We start from the raw sequence: 18943 nt of genomic DNA, 5'->3' as shown, positions 1-18943 counted from the left end.
ATGCCCGGAAGTCCGGAGAGAAAGGCATGCCTTGAACCACCGAAAGAGGCGCACGGGTGAGGCTTCGGTTCTCGCCCTGTTCACCGCCGCGGCCCTTGCCGCCACCCTGCTCAGCGCGCCGGGAACCCAGGCCGCGCAGACGGGAAGCGGTACGGCCGGCGCCCTCGGCAAGACCAGGACAGTCACCCTCGTCACCGGTGACCGGGTCACCCTGGACGCCACCGGACAGGTCACCGGTGTGCGGCCCGGCAAGGGTCGGGAAGGCACCGCCTTCCGAATAGCGCGGAGCGCCGACCGCACCTACGTCGTCCCGCGTGACGCCGAGCGGCTCCTCGCGAACGGCACCGCCGACCGGCGGCTGTTCGACGTGACGCAGCTGGTCAAGTGGGGTTACGACGACGCGGCCCGCCCCGACCTCCCGCTGATCGTGACGTACGCCAAGGGCCGCACCCTCACGCCGAGCACGCTGTCCGCCGCCGGAGCCCGGGTCAGCCGGGACCTGCCCAGCGTCAACGGGGACGCGCTGAAGGCCCGTAAGTCCGAGGGCGCCGACCTGTGGGAGACGCTCACCGGCAGCGGGGGGACGGCGCGGGCGAGGTCGGCCGCCGCCGACCGGGTCGAGAAGATCTGGCTCGACGGGAAGGTCGAGGCGGCCCTCGACCGGAGCACCGCCCAGATCGGCGCCCCCGAGGCCTGGGCGGCCGGGTACGACGGCACGGGCGTCAAGGTCGCCGTGCTGGACACCGGGGTCGACGGCACGCACCCGGATCTGAAGGGCCGTATCGACGCGGCGAAGAACTTCTCCGAGGCGGCGGACACCGTCGACCGGGTGGGTCACGGCACGCATGTGGCGTCGACGGTCGCGGGGTCCGGCGCGCACTCCGGGGGGAAGTACAAGGGGGTCGCGCCGGGTGCCCGGCTGATCAGCGGCAAGGTGCTCGACGACGAGGGCGTCGGCGGGGAGTCCGGCGTCATCGCCGGTGCGCAGTGGGCCGTCGCGCAGGGCGCCGAGGTGGTCAACCTGAGCCTGGGCGGCCCCGACAGCCCCGGTGACGACCCCCTCGAACAGGCGGTGGACGAGCTGTCCGCCTCCTCCGGCGCCCTCTTCGTGATCGCCGCCGGCAACGACGGCCCCGCCGCCGGCACCGTCGGTTCGCCGGGCAGCGCCGCCGCCGCGCTCACCGTGGGCGCGGTGGACCGCACCGACGCGATGGCCGATTTCTCCAGCCGCGGCCCGACGGCGGATGGTTCCCTCAAGCCCGACCTCACCGCCCCCGGCGTCGACATCGTCGCCGCGAAGGCCGCCGAGGGCACGGAGGGCGACCCGGCCGCCGACGGCTACGTCTCGATGAGCGGTACGTCGATGGCGACCCCGCATGTCGCGGGCGCCGCCGCGATCCTCGCCCAGCGCCACCCCGACTGGACCGGTGAGCGCATCAAGGCCGCGCTCACCGCATCCGCCAAGCCGACCGCCGGTGTCTCGGCGTTCGCGCAGGGCACGGGCCGTACGGACCTCCCCCGCGCCCTCGGCCAGCAGCTCACCACCAACCCGGCCACCCTCGGCTTCCCCGCCCAGCAGTGGCCGCACACCGACGACCAGCCGGCCACGAAGACGGTCACCTACCGCAACGACGGCGACCGCCCCCTCACCCTCGACCTGAGCACCGAGGCGTACGGCGAGGACGGAAAGCCCGCCGCCGAGGGCATGTTCGAGGTCTCGCCGAAGCAGCTCACGGTTCCGGCGGGCGCCACCGCGACCGCCCAGGTCACCGCCGACAGCGGCGCGGGCACGGCCGACGGCTCCTTCGGCGGCGCGCTCACCGCGACGGACGGAGCGGGTACGACCGTACGGACCGGCATCGGCGTACACCGCGAGATCGAGTCGTACGACCTGACGGTCAAGCATCTCGACCTGCAGGGCAAGCCCGCCAGGCGTTCGGAGACCGGGGTGCAGGGTCTGGACAACGAGATCGGGCAGGCCTACTCCGACGACACGGACGGCGAGTTCACCGTACGGCTGCCCAAGGGGCGTTACAGCCTCGAAGGCCGGATCGACACGGGCGCGACCCCCGACGCCGACTCCAACGAACTGGCCCTCCTCCTCAACCCGAAGTTCTCCCTCACCCGTGACACCACCCTCGTCATGGACGCCCGCAAGGCCAAGCCGGTCCGGATCACCGTGCCGGACAGCAGGGCCAAGCACACCGACGCCACCCTCAACTACGGGTTCGAAATCGGCGGGCACCGGTACTTCGCCACGTACCCCATCGGCGACTTCGGCAGGCTGCGCGTCGGTCAGTTCGGGGCCCGGCTTCCGGCGGGCGAGGCGTTCGCGCAGTACAGCGGCACCTGGACGCACGGCAGTACGCACTACCGGCCGGCCTGGAACCGTACCGGCGACCTGTCGGGCTTCACCGCGAACCTGAAGCGCGGGCAGTTCGCCAAGGTCACGTTCGCCGCCGGTGCGCCCGCCAGGGGCAAGACGGCGACGTTCGCCGCCGCGCCGCTGACTCCGGTCGGCCAGTCGGGCGGCATAAACCCCGACACGCGCTCGCTGCCGGGCGCTTTCACCGAGTACGTCCTGCCGGGCGTGCGGTGGCGGTACTCCGTCGATCAGATCGGAGGCAAGGACGCGGACGGCGAACCGGTGTGGGAGGCCCGCCAGTGGAGCGCGAAGCCCCGCTCGTACAGCGCGGGCAGGCAGTACACCGAGCGCTTCAACACCGGCGTCTTCGGCCCGCACCTCACCGGCCCGCTGACGGACGGCGCGGACCGCCCCGGCGCGGTCCGCGAGGGCGACACCTTCCTCGCCTACCTCCCCCTCTTCTCCGACGGCGCCGGCCATATCGGCGACTCCCCGTACAGCAGGGCCAGGAGCACCCTGTACGCGGGCGGCACGAAGGTCTTCGCGGTGGACACTGACCTGGCCGGCGTCTCGTACGAACTCCCCGCCGCCAAGCGCACGTACCGACTCACCACGGACGTCTCCCGCCCCACCACGCTGTCCTCGGTCAGCACCCGGGTCACCGCCGAGTGGACCTTCACCTCCGCGCACGTCACCGGTGTCGAGCAGCGGCTGCCGCTGTCGGTGGTCCGCTTCACGCCCCGGCTGTCCACGGAGAGCACGGCCAAGGCGGGTACGCGTTTCTCTGTCCCGTTCACGGTCGAGGGCGCGGCCACCGCGCGCACCGCCCGCAAGTTGGCCTTCTCCGTCTCGTACGACGACGGCCGGACCTGGCACCCGGCGAAGGCGGTCGACGGCAAACGCCTCGACCTGCGTCACCCGGCGAAGGCGGGCGCGGTCTCTCTGCGCGTGAAGCTCACGGACGCGGCCGGCAACACCCTGAAGCAGACGATCCACCGGGCCTATCGGACCGTCAAGTAGGCCTCTGTACACGTGTGTTGCTTGGACGCCCGGGTCGGCTTCGGCCGGCTCGGGCGCTCTTGCCGTGAACGGGGGAGCAGCGCCCGTATCGACCCCTGCGGCAGCCCGGAAAGCCTCTATACACACGGCGTATAGACGCTGTGTATAGTGCGCGCCATGACGGAGACCTACCTGCTGTCGATCCGCACGGCAGCGCTGCTCTTCCCGGCGATCGCCTTACTGACGTTCGTGCCGACGGCGATCGTCCTCTACCGGCGGCACGGCGTCATGACCCGCTGGCGGGTGCTGTCGGTGTACGGCGGCGCGTACTACGCGCTCTCCGCCTTCTGCATGACGGTCGTGCCGCTGCCATCGCGGTCGGTGGACGTCTGCGCGGCATACCCGTCGTTCCGTGAGCCGCAGTTGACGCCCGGCACCGCCTTCGCCGACATCTGGAAGGAGGCACATCACCGCGTCACGCTCGACGCGCTCGTGCTGCACAACTCGGCCGTCTGGCAGACCGCGTTCAACCTGCTCCTGCTGCTGCCGCTCGGAGCGTTCGTAAGGATCCACTTCCGGCGCGGGCTCGCCGCGGCCACGATCACCGGATTCGCGGGATCGCTGTGCCTCGAACTGACCCAGTACAGCGGGCTGTGGGGTCTCTACGCGTGCCCGTACCGCCTCTTCGCCGTCGACGATCTCATCGTCAACACGGCGGGCGCGGCCCTCGGCTGGGCGGCCGCAGGGCCTCTGGCCCGGGCCCTGCCCGACCTGGACAGCCTGGACGACCGCGCGCTCGCCCCGCTCGCCACCGGCAAGGTCCCCTTCGGCCGCCGCTTGCTCGCGCTGCTGCTGGACGTGACGGGCGTCGGCCTGCTCACCGGCGGCGTCGGGGGCGTCACGTACGTCGTGCTCGGTGCGGAGACCGTGCTGTGGGTGCCACCGATCGTCCTCGGACTGTGGTTCGTCGTCGTACCGTGGCTAACGGGCGCGACGCCGGGCAAGCACGTACTGCTGCTGCACCTGGTCACGGCTGACGGCGGACGGCCGGGGCCCGCCCGGCTCGTCCTGCGCGCCGCGCTGCTGGGTCCGCCGTTTGCGGTCGTATGGCTCGCCGCGGGGGCGATCCTTCCCGACTACCCGGCCTCCCCTGCCGACGCCTCCGCGCTCATCGAGATCGCGGGCCGGGTCGGCTACCGGGACGTGGCTTACAGCCTGGCCGCGGATCCGGTCGCCGGGCTCGTCCTGCTGCTGTCCCCGGTCGTCTGCCTGGCTGTGATCGGCGCCTACGCGAGGGCGGTACGCCGCCACCCCGAGGGCCTCGGCCCGCACGAGCTCCTCTCCGGCGTCCGCAACCGTGCCCTCCCGCACGCGCGGGCGCGGGAGGGCACGGGGACGCGGGGCCGACCGGACGCACCCCACCAACTCGCCTACCGCGGCGCCGAGATGTCCACACCGTTCGAGGAACACAGCACTAGACAGCCTCGCGAGCCCGCTCGGCGCTCACCGGACGCCGGACGGCAGCCCGCGCATTCCGGCCGCGCCTCGTCAGACCCCACGGCTTCAGGATCGAGATCACGGTCATGAAGACGTACGCGGACAGGGAGACGACCGGCCCCATCACGATGTCGGTGGTGTCGGGCACGGACCCGGTCTCGGTGACAGTGGTGACCGTGGCGCCCAGGCCGGGGCGCAGGGCGAAGGCGGTGGCGGTGATCGTGGCCAGGGTGAGCCAGAACTTGACGTAGACCCAGCGGTGCCGTGCGAGCCCCCACTGGGTGCCCAGGGACAGCAGCAGGCCGGTGAGGAGCGTGAGGAACGCGGCGGGCAGCAGCAGCCAGTCGGCGAACAGCTTCATGGCCCGGACGGATGCCTCGGCGGTCACCGCTGACCCGGTGGTGATCGCGGTGACCGCCAGCGCGAGCAGCCCGAGCGTGAGCCCGAGCCAGCTCGCCGAGGCGACGACATGGACGACGACGGAGGCCCGGCGTGCGGGACGGCTCAGTTTCAGGCTCGACTTCATGTGCAACACGGTGCCGGGCGGGGGCGGCGAGGTCGTCTGACAGCGGGAGTAACCCCGCGTACTCGCGTCGGCGTACCGGAAAGATCCCTCCCGCCCCGTCCCGGAGTACCCACAAAAAAGTGGGTACTTGGCAGCGCGCGGCCCTCGGGCGAGGCTGAAGTCGCGAGGTCAGGAGGCGCGGAGCCGGTCCAGGCGGCGGTGGCCCCAGTCGGAGAGGGGAGCGAGGAGTTCGGAGAGTTCACGGCCGAAGCCGGTCAGGGAGTAGACCGTCTTCAGCGGGAGTACGTCGTGCACCTCCCGGTGCACCAGACCGTCCGCCTCCATCTCGCGCAGCGCCTGGGTCAGCACCTTCTCGGTGAGCCCGGGCAGCCGGCGCCGCAGTTCGCCGGGCCGCTGCGGGCCTGATTCCAGCAGCCACAGCAGGGTCGGCTTCCACTTGCCGTCGATCACCGCGATCGCGGCGGTCACTCCGCAGACATTCGTGTCCTGAGCACGGCTGCGCGTCATCCTCGCCCCCTTTGTCATCAATTACCGCACATTTTACGGGAGTTGAAGCATGTCTTCGTACGACGACCAGTCCGCCGTCACCGTCCTCGGCCTGGGTCCGATGGGCCGGGCCCTGGCCGGTGCCTTCGTCGACGCCGGTCTGCGGACCACCGTATGGAATCGCACCCCCGGCAGGGAACGGGAGCTGGTCGAGCGCGGGGCGGCGGCGGCCGGGTCAGCCGAGGAGGCGGTGGCCGCCAGCCCGCTCACCGTGGTCTGCGTGGTGAACTACGACGCCTCCGACGCGGTCCTCCGCGAGGACGCCGTCACGGCCGCTCTCAAGGGCCGTACGGTCGTCAATCTCAGCGCCGATACCCCGGACCGCGCCCGCGACACGGCCGGCTGGGCCGCCGCGCACGGCATCCGCTACCTGGACGGCGCGATCATGACGCCGACCCCGACCATCGGCACGCCCGACGCGGTGTTCCTGCTCAGCGGCCCCGAGGAGGTCTACGGCGAGCACCGCCCCGTCCTCGACACACTCGGCGGCACCCACACCCACCTCGGCGAGGACATCGCACGCGCCGCCGCCTACGACGTCGCCCTGCTCGACATCTTCTGGACGGCGATGGCGGGCTATGCGCACGCGCTCGCGGTGGCCCGTGCCGAGGGCGTCACGGCACGCGAGCTGGCGCCCTTCGCGCAGGGCATCGGCGCGATCCTGCCACCGCTGTTCGAGGAGTTCGCGGGTGACGCCGATGACGGCACCTACTCCGGCGAACTCAACCCGATCACCTCGGCCGTCTCCTCCATGGCTCATATCGTCCACGCCTCCGAGGCCCACGGCATCGAGGCGAGCGTGATGCGCGCCGTCGAGGGCCAGGCCCGCCGGGCGATCGGGCTCGGGCACGGCACGGACGGGTTCATCCGGGTCACCGAGCTTCTGGGCCGCACCGCCCACTGACCCACCGCCGCAGCACCCGGAAGTCCGCGTCGGTCAGCCCGTACCGGTGATCCACGCGATGCAGCAGCGCCCGTACGGGGTGATGGGCGGCCACCCACTCCCGGTCCACGTCGGTGATCTCGTCGTCGACCCAGACGAAGGGCCGCCCGTCCGCCCAGGCGACCAGCGCCCGGGTCTTCCAGTGCAGGCCGCGTGGCTTGCCCTCGCCGCCGCCCGGCCAGTCGACCAGTGGCAGCGAGGGCAGGCCGAGCCAGGGCGCCAGGCATTCGTTGGCGTCGTCCATCCAGGTCGTGGCCCACACCAACTCGCAGTCCAGCGCGGTGAGCCGGGCCCCGAGCCCAGGATCGACGCGGGGCAGCAGCGGATGGCCGGCGCCCTCCGGCAGCGCGAACCGTGCCTCGTACTCCGGGTAGGGCCAGGTCGCCCCGAACGGGATCAGCGTCCCGTCCACATCCAGAAAAAGGAGCATCGTTCAACAGGATCGGACAAACGTGCTTGCCGCGCATCCTCTGCCCCGGTTAACGTCCCGTCCATGACTGCCGGGTCGGCCTTGTGCCGTGAGCGAGTTGGGTGCCCGGCCTCTGAGTGAGGCCGGCGCGGGCGAGAGGCCCGCCGCTTCTTTTTCTTCGCCGTAGCTCCAGCCCCGTGCACATCCGCATGGGATATCAGCGATCGAGAAAGAAGTGAGAACACACACGCATGCCCAACGACTTCAACCAGCAGGTCATCGATGAGTTCCGCGCCAACAACGGCGCGGTCGGCGGCTACTTCGAAGGCGCCCGGCTCCTGCTGCTGACCACCACCGGAGCCCGCACCGGCACCCCGCACACCACACCCCTCGGCTACCTCCCCGACGGCGCCGAACGCGTCCTCGTCATCGCCTCGGCCGGCGGTTCCCCCCGGCATCCCGCCTGGTACCACAACCTCCGCGCCAACCCCCAAGTCACCGTCGAGAGCGGCGCGTTCACGTATCCCGCGCGCGCCGTCGTCCTGGCGGGCGAGGAACGCGACCAGGCCTTCGCGCGGGCCGTCGAGGCGGAGCCGGGCTGGGCGGCGTACGAGGAGAAGGCGGGCCGCGTGATACCGGTGGTCGCCCTCTACGAGATCGAACAGGACGGCCCGCCGAATATCAGGGCCGGCTCCCTCGGCGAGGCGATCAAGGTCATCCACGACGGCTTCCGCCGTGAACTCGCCCTGATCCGCAAGGAGATGGCCGACGGCACCGCTCTCGGCGCCCAACTCCGCGTCAACTGCCTCACCTTCTGCCATGGCCTGCACTACCACCACACCGCCGAGGACATGGGCATGTTCCCGGTCCTCGCCGACCGGCACCCCGAGGCCGCGCCCGTCCTGACCCGGCTGCGGGAGGAGCACGAGCGGATCGCCGAGCTGGTGGAGGAACTGCGGGCCGCTGTGTCCGCCGGGTCGGACGCGGGGTCCGCTCACGCGGAGGTGGAACGGCTGGCGACGGAGTTGGAGGAGCATCTGACGTACGAGGAAGAGCAGTTGATCCCGCTACTGGAATCGGCCTGAGCCCGGCGGACGGCCGTTGTCTGCGGGTGCGTCGTGGCTGGTCGCGCCCGCGCGGCGGAGCCGCATATCAGCACAGCCCCGCGCCCCTATCGGGGCGCGCTGCCGGACCCGCCTCGAACGGCAACGGCCGCCCATGCACCACCTCCAGCCGCGACACCGCCCGGGTCACGACGACGTACAGCCGGTGCAGCCCCCGCTCCTCCGCCTCCGCGATCGTCGCGGGCTCGACGGCGACGACGTGGTCGTACTCGAGCCCCTTGACGAGGCTCGCGGGCACGACGGACACCCGGGCATCCTCGATCCCGGCCGCACCGAGCGCCGACCGCATCCGGTCCTCGTCCACATCGGCGGTGATGACTCCGATGGACCCTTCGCGGTCGAGCGCGGCGCGCACGGCCGCGACGACCGCACCCGGCAGATCACCGGACGCCGTCTCCCGAAAGCTCAACTCACCGTCGCCGCGCAGCGACCGGGCGGGGGCCACTTCTACGTCCAGCCGTGCCAGGAGCCGGTTCGCCAGGTCTACGACGGCCTGCGGCATCCGGAATCCGGTGGTGAGCGGGACCACGGCGGCGTCCGGTTTTCCGAGGTGGGCGAGGAGCGCGGGCCAGGATCGCGCGGCCCAGGGCGTGGTCCCCTGTGCCAGATCCCCGAGCACGGTCAGCGATCCGAAGGACGCCCGGCGGGCGATGGCCCGGCACTCCATCGGGGAGAGGTCCTGCGCCTCGTCGACGACGAGATGGCCGTATCCCTGGGGATGCTCCATGAGCCCGGCGACCTCGTCGAGCAGGACGAGATCGGCGGCCGACCAGCGTGCGCTCTTCCAGGAACGCGGCGGTCGCGCCCACAGCAGCGCCTTCTGCTCGTCGGCGTCGAACACCCCGTCGGCGGCCCCTGCCAACACATCGGCGTCGGTGAGGAGTTCGGCGACGACCTCCTCGGGGCGCACGCGCGGCCATACGGCGTCCAGGCGCTCGCCGATCGCCCGCGCCCGCTCGATCTTCCGCACCCAGGCGCCCGGCACCGCCCCCGCACGCCGCTCCGCCTGCGCCCGGATGCGCTCCACGATCCGCGTCCGCACCCGCTCCCGCCCGATGGCGTACGGCGGCTGCTCGGCCCGCACGCCCGCGACGATCCGCTGGAGCTCCTCACCGGACACCCGCCACCGGTACGAACCGTCCGGAACGGCAAGGGAGTCGGCGCTCTCGACCGACACGCGCGCGTACAGCGCCCGCCGCAGCACGTCGGCCATCCGGGCGTCGTGTTTGAGGAGGGCGGCGGCCGGCTCGTCCCTGCCGCTCACGGGATGCCTGGCGATCTCCTCGATGAGCGTGGACTGCCGTACGCCGGTCTCGCCGAGGGCCGGCAGCACTTCGGAGATGTAGGAGAGGAAGGTGCGGTTGGGCCCGAGGATGAGCAGCCCGCCGCGCCGGATGCGCTGCGGGTGGGTGTAGAGGAGATAGGCGGCGCGATGGAGACCGACGGCGGTCTTCCCTGTCCCCGGAGCGCCCTGCACGCACACCGACTCGGCGAGATCACCTCGTACGAGATCGTCCTGCTCGGGCTGGATGGTCGCCGCGATGTCCCGCATGGGCCCGACACGGGGCCGTTCGATCTCGCGGGTGACGATGCCGCTGACGCACTCCTCGCCGCGCCCGAGGTGCTCGTCCTCCAGCCCGGACAGGTCGGTCGAGTCACCGCGGCTGCCGGGCGCCCAGCCGAACCGCCGCCGGACCAGCACGCCCTGTGGATCACGGGCACTGGCCTGGTAGAAGGCCCGGGAGACGGGCGCGCGCCAGTCGACGACGAGGGGCGGGACGGCGGGGCGCTCGGTGATCCGCAACCGCCCGATGTGATAGTGCTGCCCGCCGTGCTCACTGTCGGTCCGGAAATCCAACCGACCGAAGAACAGGGGCCCTTCAGGCAGTTCCCGCATCTCCTTGGCCCGGCTGCGCAGCCGGTACCCGAGCACTTCGGCGTCGGCACCGGAGGCGGAGACGTCCTCGCCGGTGACGACATGGCCCTGGGCGCCGTCGACCATGGCGGCGAGGGCGGTGCGGCAGCGGTCATGGTGGGCGCGTTCGCGGTGGAGGGAGTCCTGGAGGGCGGGGTCGGGAGACGTCATTCCAGAAAGCGTACCGGAATAACGCAACCGAGTAACATTTCTTACCACGTATCAACTTCAGGTGAGGAACGGAAACGCGCCTTCCAGCTGCGCGAACGCCCGCTCGGCGGCCGCGATCGCATCCCGCCGCACCTCCGCCACCGACTCCCCTCCCCTGATCCGCCGCCAGTTCTCCTGCGCGAGGATCCGCCGCACGGCCACGATCTGCCCGGCGGCCAGCCGGGCGTCCAGATCCCCACCGAGCGCCTCGGCCAGCGCGGCCTCCGACCGCTCCAGATGGCCGTACATCCCCGCGACCAGGGCCGGAGTCCCGTACAGCAGCGCGTGAAACGCCACCACCTGAGGATGGTCATTCATCCCGGTGATGGGATCACCCCGCTCCAGCCCCTCCAGAAAGTGCCGCCGCAGCGCGACAAGAGGCGCCTGGCCACCCTGACCGGCAACCCGCGCGGCCTCGTCCTCGTGATCGGCGATCCGGTACAGGACGAGGTCCTCCTTCGCCGGGAAGTACCGGAACAGCGTCGGCTTGGAGATCTCGGCCGCTGCGGCGATCTCCGCCACGGAGACAGCATCGAAGCCCTTCTCCAGGAACAGCCGGATGGCGATGTCCGACACGGACTGATACATCCGCCGCTTCTTGCGCTCACGCAGGCCGATCTCGCTCATGGGGTGAGCCTACGCATCGCGGTGGCGGTGACCTCAGGGCGCGACGCCCTGCCGCCAGGCCGGAACCGTGGCGAGGTCCCAGAGGTCGTCGAAGTGCTTGATCCAGGTGGTGACGGCTTCCTCCGCGGCAGCCGTGCCCTGCCGGGACCAGACGTTGAGGTCGGTCCTGTATCCCTTCGGGTCGAAGTAGTCCTCGCCCCGGTGGTGCATCCGCACGGACAGGTCGTACAGACCGTGCAGCACCTGTACGCGGTTGAAGATGCAGATCTTGTCGCGCGGGATGCCCGGATAGCAGCGGTACTCACACTCGACGACCAGTCTGCCGGTGGCGGTGAGCCGGTCGGCGATGTCCGACAGCTTCTCCTCGTACTCCTGGCACCGCCCGGACATGCGGTCACGGAACGCCTCGTCGTCGACCGGCCGTCCGTCGTGGCCCACCTTCGCGGGGACAGTCATCTGCTGCCCGAAGTCCGGGACGAGCATCCGCACCGAGACCCTCCGGGTGGGGCCGGGGTTGTCGGACAGGTCCTCCAGACGGTGGTACAGCTCGTTGTAGAGGGTCTCGCCGGTATAGCCGAGGAAACTTATCTCCACTTTCCTGGTCTGGAAGGCCTCGCTGACGAAACTGCCGAGTTGGCTGGAGTTCACCAGCGGCCGCGCCGGCACCCGCACCGACGAGGAGAGGTCCTTCACCGCGTCGTACAGCACATAGCCGACCAGGCTGAGCAGGGCGCCACCGAGATACGCCTTGCCCTGCAGGGCGTCGCCGACCGGCTTCACGAACTGGGCGAGCAGTCCGGTGACGAAGACCGCGGCCAGCAGGACGCGGGTCACCGCGGGTTCATAGCGTTCCTGAACGCGCCTCAGCCGCCTGCCCACACTGTCGTCGGTCGATCGGCTCCCCCGCTGAAGCATGCCCCCGCCCCCTCCGCACGTCGTCCGCAACCGACGCAACGTCATATGCCCGTGGGCAAGCCACCGTTGGGTGGTGTCATGGTCTCCCTAGACCAGAGCGCGGGCAAGATAGGGGTTCGCCGTCCGGCGGTCGGGCAGGCCCAGCAACCCTTTGGCGGCAGCCAGTGTCATGGCGTAGGAATCCACGGCACGGCGTACGTTGGGAGCGTCCAGGCTCGCTCCGGTGACCAGCCGGTCGAGGTCGATGTACGCGGACCGCACGATCTCGATCCACCGGTACACACGCCAGTCCCTGCGCCAGTCACACGTGTACTCCGGGGGCAACAGGCGCTCCCACAGCCGGAACATCCGGTCGCGGATCTCCGGCCGGGTCGGGGTGAGGTGTATGTGCCGGACGAGGTCGTAGAGCGGGTCTCCGACGACCGCCATCTCCCAGTCGATGATGGTCAGCGCCAGGACGTCGTCACGGCGGACCAGGTTCCAGGGGTTGAGGTCGCCGTGCAGCAGTGCCGGCTTCCGGTCGGTCACCTCGTGGCGGGACAGGAGTTGCCTCAGACCATCTGCGTCGGGCAGCCCGAGCTGCCGCGCCAGTTGCTGGGATTCCTTCGGCAACTGCCTGACGAGAGAGATGAGTTGTTCGGTCAGCCAGCGGTGGAACCCGCCTTCGCCGGCCGCGGGGTCGACCCGCTTGTAGTCGACCTCCGTCAGCGCGGCGAGCTGGCGGACGAGCCCGTCCGCCTCATGGGGCAGCAGTCCGTGGACGGGATGGCTGGGGGGCCGCCCGATGTCATGGGGTCCGACGTACGTGTGAATGGTGAATGGGTCACCGGGATAGCCCCGACCGAGCGCGAGCCCCCTCGGCGCCGCCACCCGCGCGGGCGATTCCTCGATGGCCCGCAGCACCGCGTGCTCACTGAGAAAGCTGCGTTCCCGGCGGCAGACGCCCAGCAGCCTGCGCCGTACGACGACGGGAAATTCGATGTCCGGCACCCGGACCACCGTGTTCAGATGCGCGGTCCCCTTGAACACCTGGCCCGCCGGGGCGGCCCCTTCCGCCATCAGGGCATCCGTCACGGCGGAGTCCGGGAATTCGGGGTGCTCGGGAAGGCGTCGGTCCGGCTCCCAGGTGAAGGCCCGCGCGATCAGGTCCCGGCCCCCACCGACGCGCTGGTTCCGCGACGCCAGCCACCGGAAGAGGGCGCCTTCGATCTCCTCCTTGCTCGGCACCTTGCCGAGCCGGAGCGGTTCGGCCGCCGCCTCGAGGGCCCGGTGCACCTCCAGCGTCGCCTCGTCCAGGCTGTTCTGAGTGAAGGATTCCTCCAGCGACCGCGCGGCGCGCATCACGTCCGGGTAGACCGACTGGGCCAGCTCGAAGGCGAGGTAGCTGCGCAGGTCCCGGCCCAGACCGTTGACCGCGGCGGGGCGGGTCTCCTGCATCGCCTCCGCCCAAGCGTCGACCACCTCGGCCCGCTGATGGGACGGGTACCGCATGCGCACGAGATGTGTCGCGAGGTCGTGCAGCGGATCGCCGTAGGTCGCCAGCTCCCAGTCGACGCAGATGAGGGGCGGTTCGGCGGCGTACGGCAGGATCAGGTTGTCCCGGTGGAGGTCCGCGTGGAGCAGGCTGTACGGTCGCCGCGCCATCACGGGGACCCGCGCGGCCAGGCGGACCATGGCGTCCTCCGGGACGCCGAGCGCCGCGAACAGTCCGCCGAACTCCGCCCAGTTGGGCTGCCTGATCTGCTCGTCCGCGAGGTGCGCCAGGGTCTGCAGAAACCCCTGGCTGTCCAGATGGTTGCTCGGCCAGACCTTCGGCAGCGGAGGCAGCACACCGAGCCGCACCTGGGTCATCTGGGCGAGCAGGCCGGCCAGCGCCTTGATGAGCAGTGTGTCGACAGGCTTGCCATTGCCGCAGACGCTGGAGAGCGGAACGCCTTCCACATAGCTGTGGATAGCGAAGTCGTCCCCTTTAACGAGGCACTCCGGAACGTGCGGCAGGACCCCTTTGATGGCATCCAGGACCGTTGCCTCGTTCTCCCAGGTCCTGATCACCACAGGCAGCGCCTCGGCACGCCGGATCCGCACGGTCACGGACGTACCGGCGTCACGGTGCAACAGCCGCGCAGCGCTCTCCGGGAGCGGCAGCACATAGTTCTGGTTGTGGTGCCCGCTGATGGCTTGCCCCGCATGCTCGGCCTGCACCACGAAGGGGTACACAGCGTCGGCCGTGGCACGCTCCCCGAGAAAAGGACGGGGACGAGGCGGTGCGGCCACGGGCTGCTCCGGGTACGAGACGGAATGTATGGCAAACGGTAAGCACGGTGGTGGCATCGCGCACCACAGAATGGCCTCTGTACGGCCATGACGGGCGCATTCCACCCATCTGCATGAGACCTGCCCGAGCCCGTTCGGGGCTGGCTGGTTCTGCCTCTTGATACGTAAGAAGGCGAGCGTTTGCTCAGTCGGTGCGGTGATGCTACAGCACGCGCGTGAGCCTGCTCTCGGGCCCCTCTGGAGCATCCGTCGAGGGGTTTCCGACTACTCGGCGAGCAGCGTCCAGACCGACTCGAACCAGGACTCCATGCTTTCCACGAACACGGATCCGGGCGAGTTCTGGTCCGTGTCCTTCACGTGGTGGGTCAGCGTGGCTCCGAGACCGAGGACGTCGAGGGCATCGATTTCTTCGTCGCCGATCACCACCGGACGCCGGGTGATCCCGTACAGGCCGTGCAGCGCCTCCACTCCATTGAGCAGATAGAGCTTGAACGTCGGTGTCAGCGGCGCATGCCGGATCTGCACATCGACGGACGGCACCAGCTGCTCGGCGTGCAGTTCCCGCAGGACGTTGCGCAGCGACTCGGTGTGCCGCTCCGTGATGGCGCGCAGGCGGGCCTGCAGCCGCGGCGTGTCCTCGTCGATCTTCAAGGCCTTCGGATAGGGCAGTTGCAGGGCCCTGGACGGCAGAAGCATGCGCAGGGCGATGTGTTCCGGACGGATGAAACCGGCCCGGATGCGCTCGGCCTGAAGGCGAATGTGCGCGTCCAGGGATTCGGACGTCAACGTGTAGACATCCAGGGTGACTTCGGGCCGTTCGAACGCCTCGCTGATGAAGGGGCCCAGTGTCGCGCCGTGTCGCGACCGGGTCGCCTTGGGATCCGACGACTGGATGCGCTGAATGTTGATCACGCGCGTGCCGCTGCCCTGGCGTGGGTCGATCCACCGTTCACCCGCGAGTTCACGCAGCGCCCGCTGCACGGTGTCCCGGGAGACGCCGAATTCCTCGGCGAGATCGCGCTGTGACGGCAGGAAGGACCCAAGGGGGTAGGTCCCGTCCGTTATCCGGCTGCGGAGCTCGTCGGAGACCTTCTGGAACTCCTTGCCGCCACCCTCACCGGTCTGCTGTGCGTCCACACCTGGACCGTACCGCTCCCAGTCCGCTGACAAACCATGGTCCGGTCAACTTGGCAGTCATATTGGGCCGTTGGTTAGGGATCAACCGGACAGGGCAGACCACCTTCAATCAACCAGTCCAATTGGACGGCTGGTTGAGGTCATCCTGGAAGTGGAGGGGAGGTGGTAGGCATGCTGTCGTTCCACATGGTCATGGAGCTCCTCGAGGTCTACCTCGGGCAGCGGGCGCAGGCGCAGCTCGGCGTCGTCGGCGTGCTGCTCCTGTTCCTGGTCGGCGTGGGGATCCGGGCGCGACGGTCCGGACTGGCCGTCGGGGCCGCGGTCGTGTTCGTGGTGCTGATGACGCAGGCCTGAACACTCAGGCCCGATCACTCAGGCCCGATCACTCAAGCCTGATCCCGCACAGCATCCAGCACCGGAAACAGCGACTGCACGATCGACGTGGCTCCGGCCTCCCGCAGCAGCTTCGCCTTGCGGTTGTTACGCGCGTAGCCGAGGAAGGGAACGCCGGCGCTGCGGGCGGCGAGGTAGTCGGAGGGGGTGTCGCCGATCATCAGGGCGGCGGACGGGGCCGCGCCCATCACCGTGAGGGCGCGGTTGAGGCAGTCCGGGTCCGGCTTGAGGCGGTGGAGGTCCTGGGTGCGGCCGTAGATGTGGGGGGCGAAACAGGGGGCCAGATCGCGGCCTTGGAGGTACGCACTGACCACGCGCGGGGAGTTGTTCGTGGCGACGGCCAGGCGGGCGCCCATCGCCGTCCAGGTGCGGATCAGCACGTCGGCGTACATGGTGGGCATCGCCGAGGACACGGCCCGCAGTTCCTCCAAGGTGAGACGTTCCTCCAGCGCGGCGACCAGGTCGCTGCGGGGGTGCCGAAGGTCCACGGCGCGCAGGACTACATGTGGGTCCAGCGACTTGCGCTCCTCCTCCGTAACCAGGCCGTGCAGGCCCTGGCCCTCCAGCCAGTCCACCAGGTCCACCGCCACGCGTTCCGCCGAGTGCCCGGCGAACAGCCGGCAGACGGGGCCGTCGAAGTCCCAGAGCACGACCCGGGCAGGTTTGATCAGCTCACGGAGCTTTTTCAGCTGCTCCGCGTCGGGCTCGTTCTCTGCTGCCACCGGATCGGTCTGCGTCGTATCAGAAGTCACTAGGGAAGTGTCAGGTCCGTGGTGATGGTTTCCCAGAGGGCGTCGAACCACTTCTGGGATTCCTCCACGAATGCGGCGTCGCGCTGGCCGGCCCGCCGGACGAAGGAGAAGAGGAGGGATTCGGTGCCCAGGGTGTCGTACATGTCGAGGGTGCCGGAGTCCGTGGGCTCCTCGCGGCGCGTGATCATGTAGTACGCGATCAGCGCCTCGGCCCCGTTGAGCAGATACAGCTTGACCGGCGGGGTGAAGGGCAGGGCGCGGAAGGTTACGTGCACGTCGATGCCGTGCGAGGAGCGCAGGGCCAGCAGGTTGTGGCGCAGGACGTGGCCCTGGGCGTTGCGCATGGACAGCCAGCGGTCGTGCACCGACTCGTCGTCGCCGTCGACCGGCGCCGGGAAGGCGAGCGTGATGTCCCGGGAGGGCAGCAGGATGCGCACATCGATCGACTCGGGGCGCACCTTTCCCTCATGGATCTCGCGCAGGGGCGAGCTCAGGGCCAGCATCAGGGTCTCGGCGGTCAGACAGGCCGCGTCGACGCGCACGTGCGGCTGCGAGAACGCGTCCGCCAGACGCGGCGCCAACCCGACCATCGTCGGCTGGGGCTCGCCCAGCACCGGGGCCGGCTCGGCGACACGGGGCGGACTGCCCTTGCTGACATTGCTCAGGAGACCGTCGTCCTGGAGCGCCCGGAGGGCCTGGCGCACGGTGCCGCGCTCCACGCCGAACTCCTCGGCGAGGTCGGCCTGGGTGGGCAGGCGGTCGCCCGCCTTGAGTTCTCCGGCGCGGATCCGCTCCCGCAGGGCGTCGGCGATCTCCTGGGGCGACATTCTGTTGCCGTTCACGTTCACTGCCACGTTCTCCTGGGTCACGACCAAACGCTACAACTGCGATCCATCTAGGGGGAGTTATCTGGGAGTTGTTTATGAGTAGGTACCAACTGGGGACAACATAGTCAGAGATGGTCGCCAACTTAACCAAGTTGGCGGAAGTTTTGCCTCCCCATCCGGGGACGCCACCCACGCACCCCCCACCGCTCGTCCCGCCGCCCAGGAAGCCCGAAGGGGGAAACACCGTGCCTGCCCTCGCCCTCATCTCCGCAGTGTTCGTCGTCGGCTTCGAACAGATGGTCCAGTGGAAGTACGGCGCCACCGGCATCCTCGGACTGCTGCTGCTCACCATCGGTATCAAGGCCAAGAGCCCGGCGCTCAGCTCCATCGGCGCCGTCATGCTCGCGGTGCTGGTCTCGGGGCCCGCTCTATGAGGTCGGATCACACCGCGGACCATCCTGTGGGAGACGTCAGCTCGTGAGCACCAGCTCCGAACTGATCGTCTCCCACAGTGCGTTGAACCACAGCTGCGACTGCTCGACGAACGTGGTGTCACGTAAGCCGCCGCCCTGCTCGAAGGCGAACAGCATGGACTGGGAGCCCTCGGCGTCGTACATCTCCAGGTGCTCGTGCTCGATCTCCTGCTCGCGTCGCGTGAGCGTGTAGTAGGCGAAGAGCGCCTCCGTGCTGTTGAGCAGGTACAGCTTCACGGGCGGGGTGAAGGGCAGGGCGCGGAACGAGACATCGACGTCGATGCCGTGCGAGGAGCGCAGGGCCAGCAGGTTGTGCCGCAGGACCTGGCCCTGGGCGTTGCGCTGGGAGAGCCAGCGGCGGTGCACGTAGTCGTCGTCGGTGGGATCCACGGACGACGGGAAGGCCAGATCGATGTCGCGGCTGGGCAGCAGGACCCGGACGTCGACCTTGGCCGGTTTCAGCTGTCCGGTGTGGATCTGGCGCAGTGGTTCGCCGATGGCGAGGGTGAGGTTGATCGAGGTGAGGCACAGCGCGTCGATCTCGACATGCGTGCCGGCGAACGCGGCCGCGATGCGGGGGGCCAGCGCCACCATCGTGGGCAGGGGCGGGGCCCCCGGGCCGACCAGCGCCCTGCTCAGATCGGGTGCGACGGTGGCCGGGCTGCCCTTGGAGACGTTGGTGAGCAGGTGCTCCGACTGCAGGATGCGCAGCGCCTGCCGTACGGCCCCCCGCTCGACGCCGAACTCGTCGGCCAACCTGGCCTGCGTCGGCATGCGTTGGCCGGGCCGCAGCTCACCCGACCTGATGCGGGCGCGCAGCTCGTCGGCCACCTCGTGATGTGACTTGGGTGGCGCCTGTGACCTCGCCCGTCCATTGACGGCGGCGTGTTTCGGGTCCACGACCAAACAGTACAACTTCTCGCCATCTTACGTCAGTTCAAAGAAAGGTGGTTATGAGACGCTTCCAAGCGGAGATAAGTACAGTGGAGTTGGTCACCAACTTGAGCAACA

The 18943-nt window shown here is 69.9% G+C and carries 17 protein-coding genes; 6 read left to right on the top strand and 11 right to left on the bottom strand.

The features are described from left to right. The first annotated feature begins 31 nt into the window (after positions 1-31). Entirely contained in the window at positions 32-3385 is a 3354-nt protein-coding gene (locus KCH48_RS28485; RefSeq protein ID WP_210577768.1) for a S8 family serine peptidase, read from the top strand. Between the two features lie 156 nt (positions 3386-3541). Then, on the top strand, positions 3542-4951 hold the full coding sequence (locus KCH48_RS28480; RefSeq protein ID WP_210577767.1) for a VanZ family protein: 1410 nt from the start codon (positions 3542-3544) through the stop codon (positions 4949-4951). Here KCH48_RS28480 and KCH48_RS28475 read toward each other — a convergent pair. Next, positions 4839-5387: a DUF2269 domain-containing protein gene (locus KCH48_RS28475; RefSeq protein WP_210577766.1), complete on the bottom strand. Its 549-nt coding sequence runs from the start codon at positions 5385-5387 to the stop codon at positions 4839-4841. The two genes, KCH48_RS28480 and KCH48_RS28475, sit on opposite strands and share 113 nt — an antisense overlap. Before the next feature lie 168 nt (positions 5388-5555). Then, positions 5556-5894: a helix-turn-helix domain-containing protein gene (locus KCH48_RS28470; protein ID WP_210577765.1), complete on the bottom strand. Its 339-nt coding sequence runs from the start codon at positions 5892-5894 to the stop codon at positions 5556-5558. A 49-nt stretch (positions 5895-5943) separates the two neighbouring features. Between KCH48_RS28470 and KCH48_RS28465 the strand changes: the two genes are divergently transcribed. Continuing rightward, complete coding sequence (locus tag KCH48_RS28465; RefSeq protein WP_210577764.1) at positions 5944-6837, top strand: NAD(P)-dependent oxidoreductase; 894 nt, start codon at positions 5944-5946, stop codon at positions 6835-6837. On the opposite strand, the gene KCH48_RS28460 is transcribed toward KCH48_RS28465, so the two are convergent. Then, a complete protein-coding gene (locus tag KCH48_RS28460; RefSeq protein WP_210577763.1) occupies positions 6806-7306 on the bottom strand; it encodes an HAD domain-containing protein in 501 nt (166 codons plus the stop codon). The genes KCH48_RS28465 and KCH48_RS28460 overlap by 32 nt on opposite strands. A gap of 230 nt (positions 7307-7536) precedes the next feature. Between KCH48_RS28460 and KCH48_RS28455 the strand changes: the two genes are divergently transcribed. Further along, positions 7537-8370: a nitroreductase/quinone reductase family protein gene (locus KCH48_RS28455; RefSeq protein ID WP_210577762.1), complete on the top strand. Its 834-nt coding sequence runs from the start codon at positions 7537-7539 to the stop codon at positions 8368-8370. A gap of 67 nt (positions 8371-8437) precedes the next feature. On the opposite strand, the gene KCH48_RS28450 is transcribed toward KCH48_RS28455, so the two are convergent. The 5 genes from KCH48_RS28450 to KCH48_RS28430 form a co-directional block, all read right to left on the bottom strand. Next, entirely contained in the window at positions 8438-10495 is a 2058-nt protein-coding gene (locus KCH48_RS28450) for an AAA family ATPase (RefSeq protein WP_210577761.1), read from the bottom strand. Between the two features lie 57 nt (positions 10496-10552). Further along, positions 10553-11161 carry a TetR family transcriptional regulator gene (locus KCH48_RS28445; protein ID WP_210577760.1) on the bottom strand — a complete coding sequence of 203 codons (609 nt, stop codon included), beginning with the start codon at positions 11159-11161 and terminating at the stop codon, positions 10553-10555. A 33-nt stretch (positions 11162-11194) separates the two neighbouring features. Then, a complete protein-coding gene (locus tag KCH48_RS28440) occupies positions 11195-11995 on the bottom strand; it encodes a hypothetical protein (RefSeq protein WP_307840968.1) in 801 nt (266 codons plus the stop codon). Positions 11996-12163: 168 nt separating this feature from the next. After that, positions 12164-14350, bottom strand: a complete 2187-nt coding sequence (locus tag KCH48_RS28435; RefSeq protein ID WP_374104721.1) for a phosphotransferase family protein — start codon at positions 14348-14350, stop codon at positions 12164-12166. A gap of 264 nt (positions 14351-14614) precedes the next feature. Further along, positions 14615-15487 carry a winged helix-turn-helix domain-containing protein gene (locus tag KCH48_RS28430; RefSeq protein WP_210577757.1) on the bottom strand — a complete coding sequence of 291 codons (873 nt, stop codon included), beginning with the start codon at positions 15485-15487 and terminating at the stop codon, positions 14615-14617. Positions 15488-15658: 171 nt separating this feature from the next. On the opposite strand from KCH48_RS28430, the gene KCH48_RS28425 reads away from it, so the two are divergent. Further along, complete coding sequence (locus KCH48_RS28425; RefSeq protein ID WP_210577756.1) at positions 15659-15841, top strand: hypothetical protein; 183 nt, start codon at positions 15659-15661, stop codon at positions 15839-15841. Positions 15842-15873: 32 nt separating this feature from the next. Here KCH48_RS28425 and KCH48_RS28420 read toward each other — a convergent pair whose 3' ends face one another. Next, positions 15874-16632, bottom strand: coding sequence for an HAD family hydrolase (locus KCH48_RS28420; RefSeq protein WP_307840967.1), 759 nt, complete (start codon positions 16630-16632; stop codon positions 15874-15876). After that, positions 16632-17507 (bottom strand): winged helix-turn-helix domain-containing protein, encoded by an 876-nt coding sequence (locus tag KCH48_RS28415; protein ID WP_210577754.1) that lies wholly within the window; start codon positions 17505-17507, stop codon positions 16632-16634. The genes KCH48_RS28420 and KCH48_RS28415 overlap by 1 nt, the downstream gene beginning before the upstream one ends. A 197-nt stretch (positions 17508-17704) precedes the next feature. On the opposite strand from KCH48_RS28415, the gene KCH48_RS28410 reads away from it, so the two are divergent. Further along, positions 17705-17893: a hypothetical protein gene (locus tag KCH48_RS28410; RefSeq protein WP_210577753.1), complete on the top strand. Its 189-nt coding sequence runs from the start codon at positions 17705-17707 to the stop codon at positions 17891-17893. Positions 17894-17929: 36 nt separating this feature from the next. Here the strand turns inward: KCH48_RS28410 and KCH48_RS28405 are convergent, their stop codons facing one another. Continuing rightward, positions 17930-18838, bottom strand: a complete 909-nt coding sequence (locus KCH48_RS28405) for a winged helix-turn-helix domain-containing protein (RefSeq protein ID WP_210577752.1) — start codon at positions 18836-18838, stop codon at positions 17930-17932. Positions 18839-18943 lie beyond the last annotated feature (105 nt).

The organism is Streptomyces sp. GESEQ-4 (assembly GCF_017948455.1).
In the GTDB taxonomy this organism is placed as follows: domain Bacteria; phylum Actinomycetota; class Actinomycetes; order Streptomycetales; family Streptomycetaceae; genus Streptomyces.
Note: the sequence above shows the minus strand (reverse complement) of the source record. Positions and strands in the feature narration are given on the sequence as shown.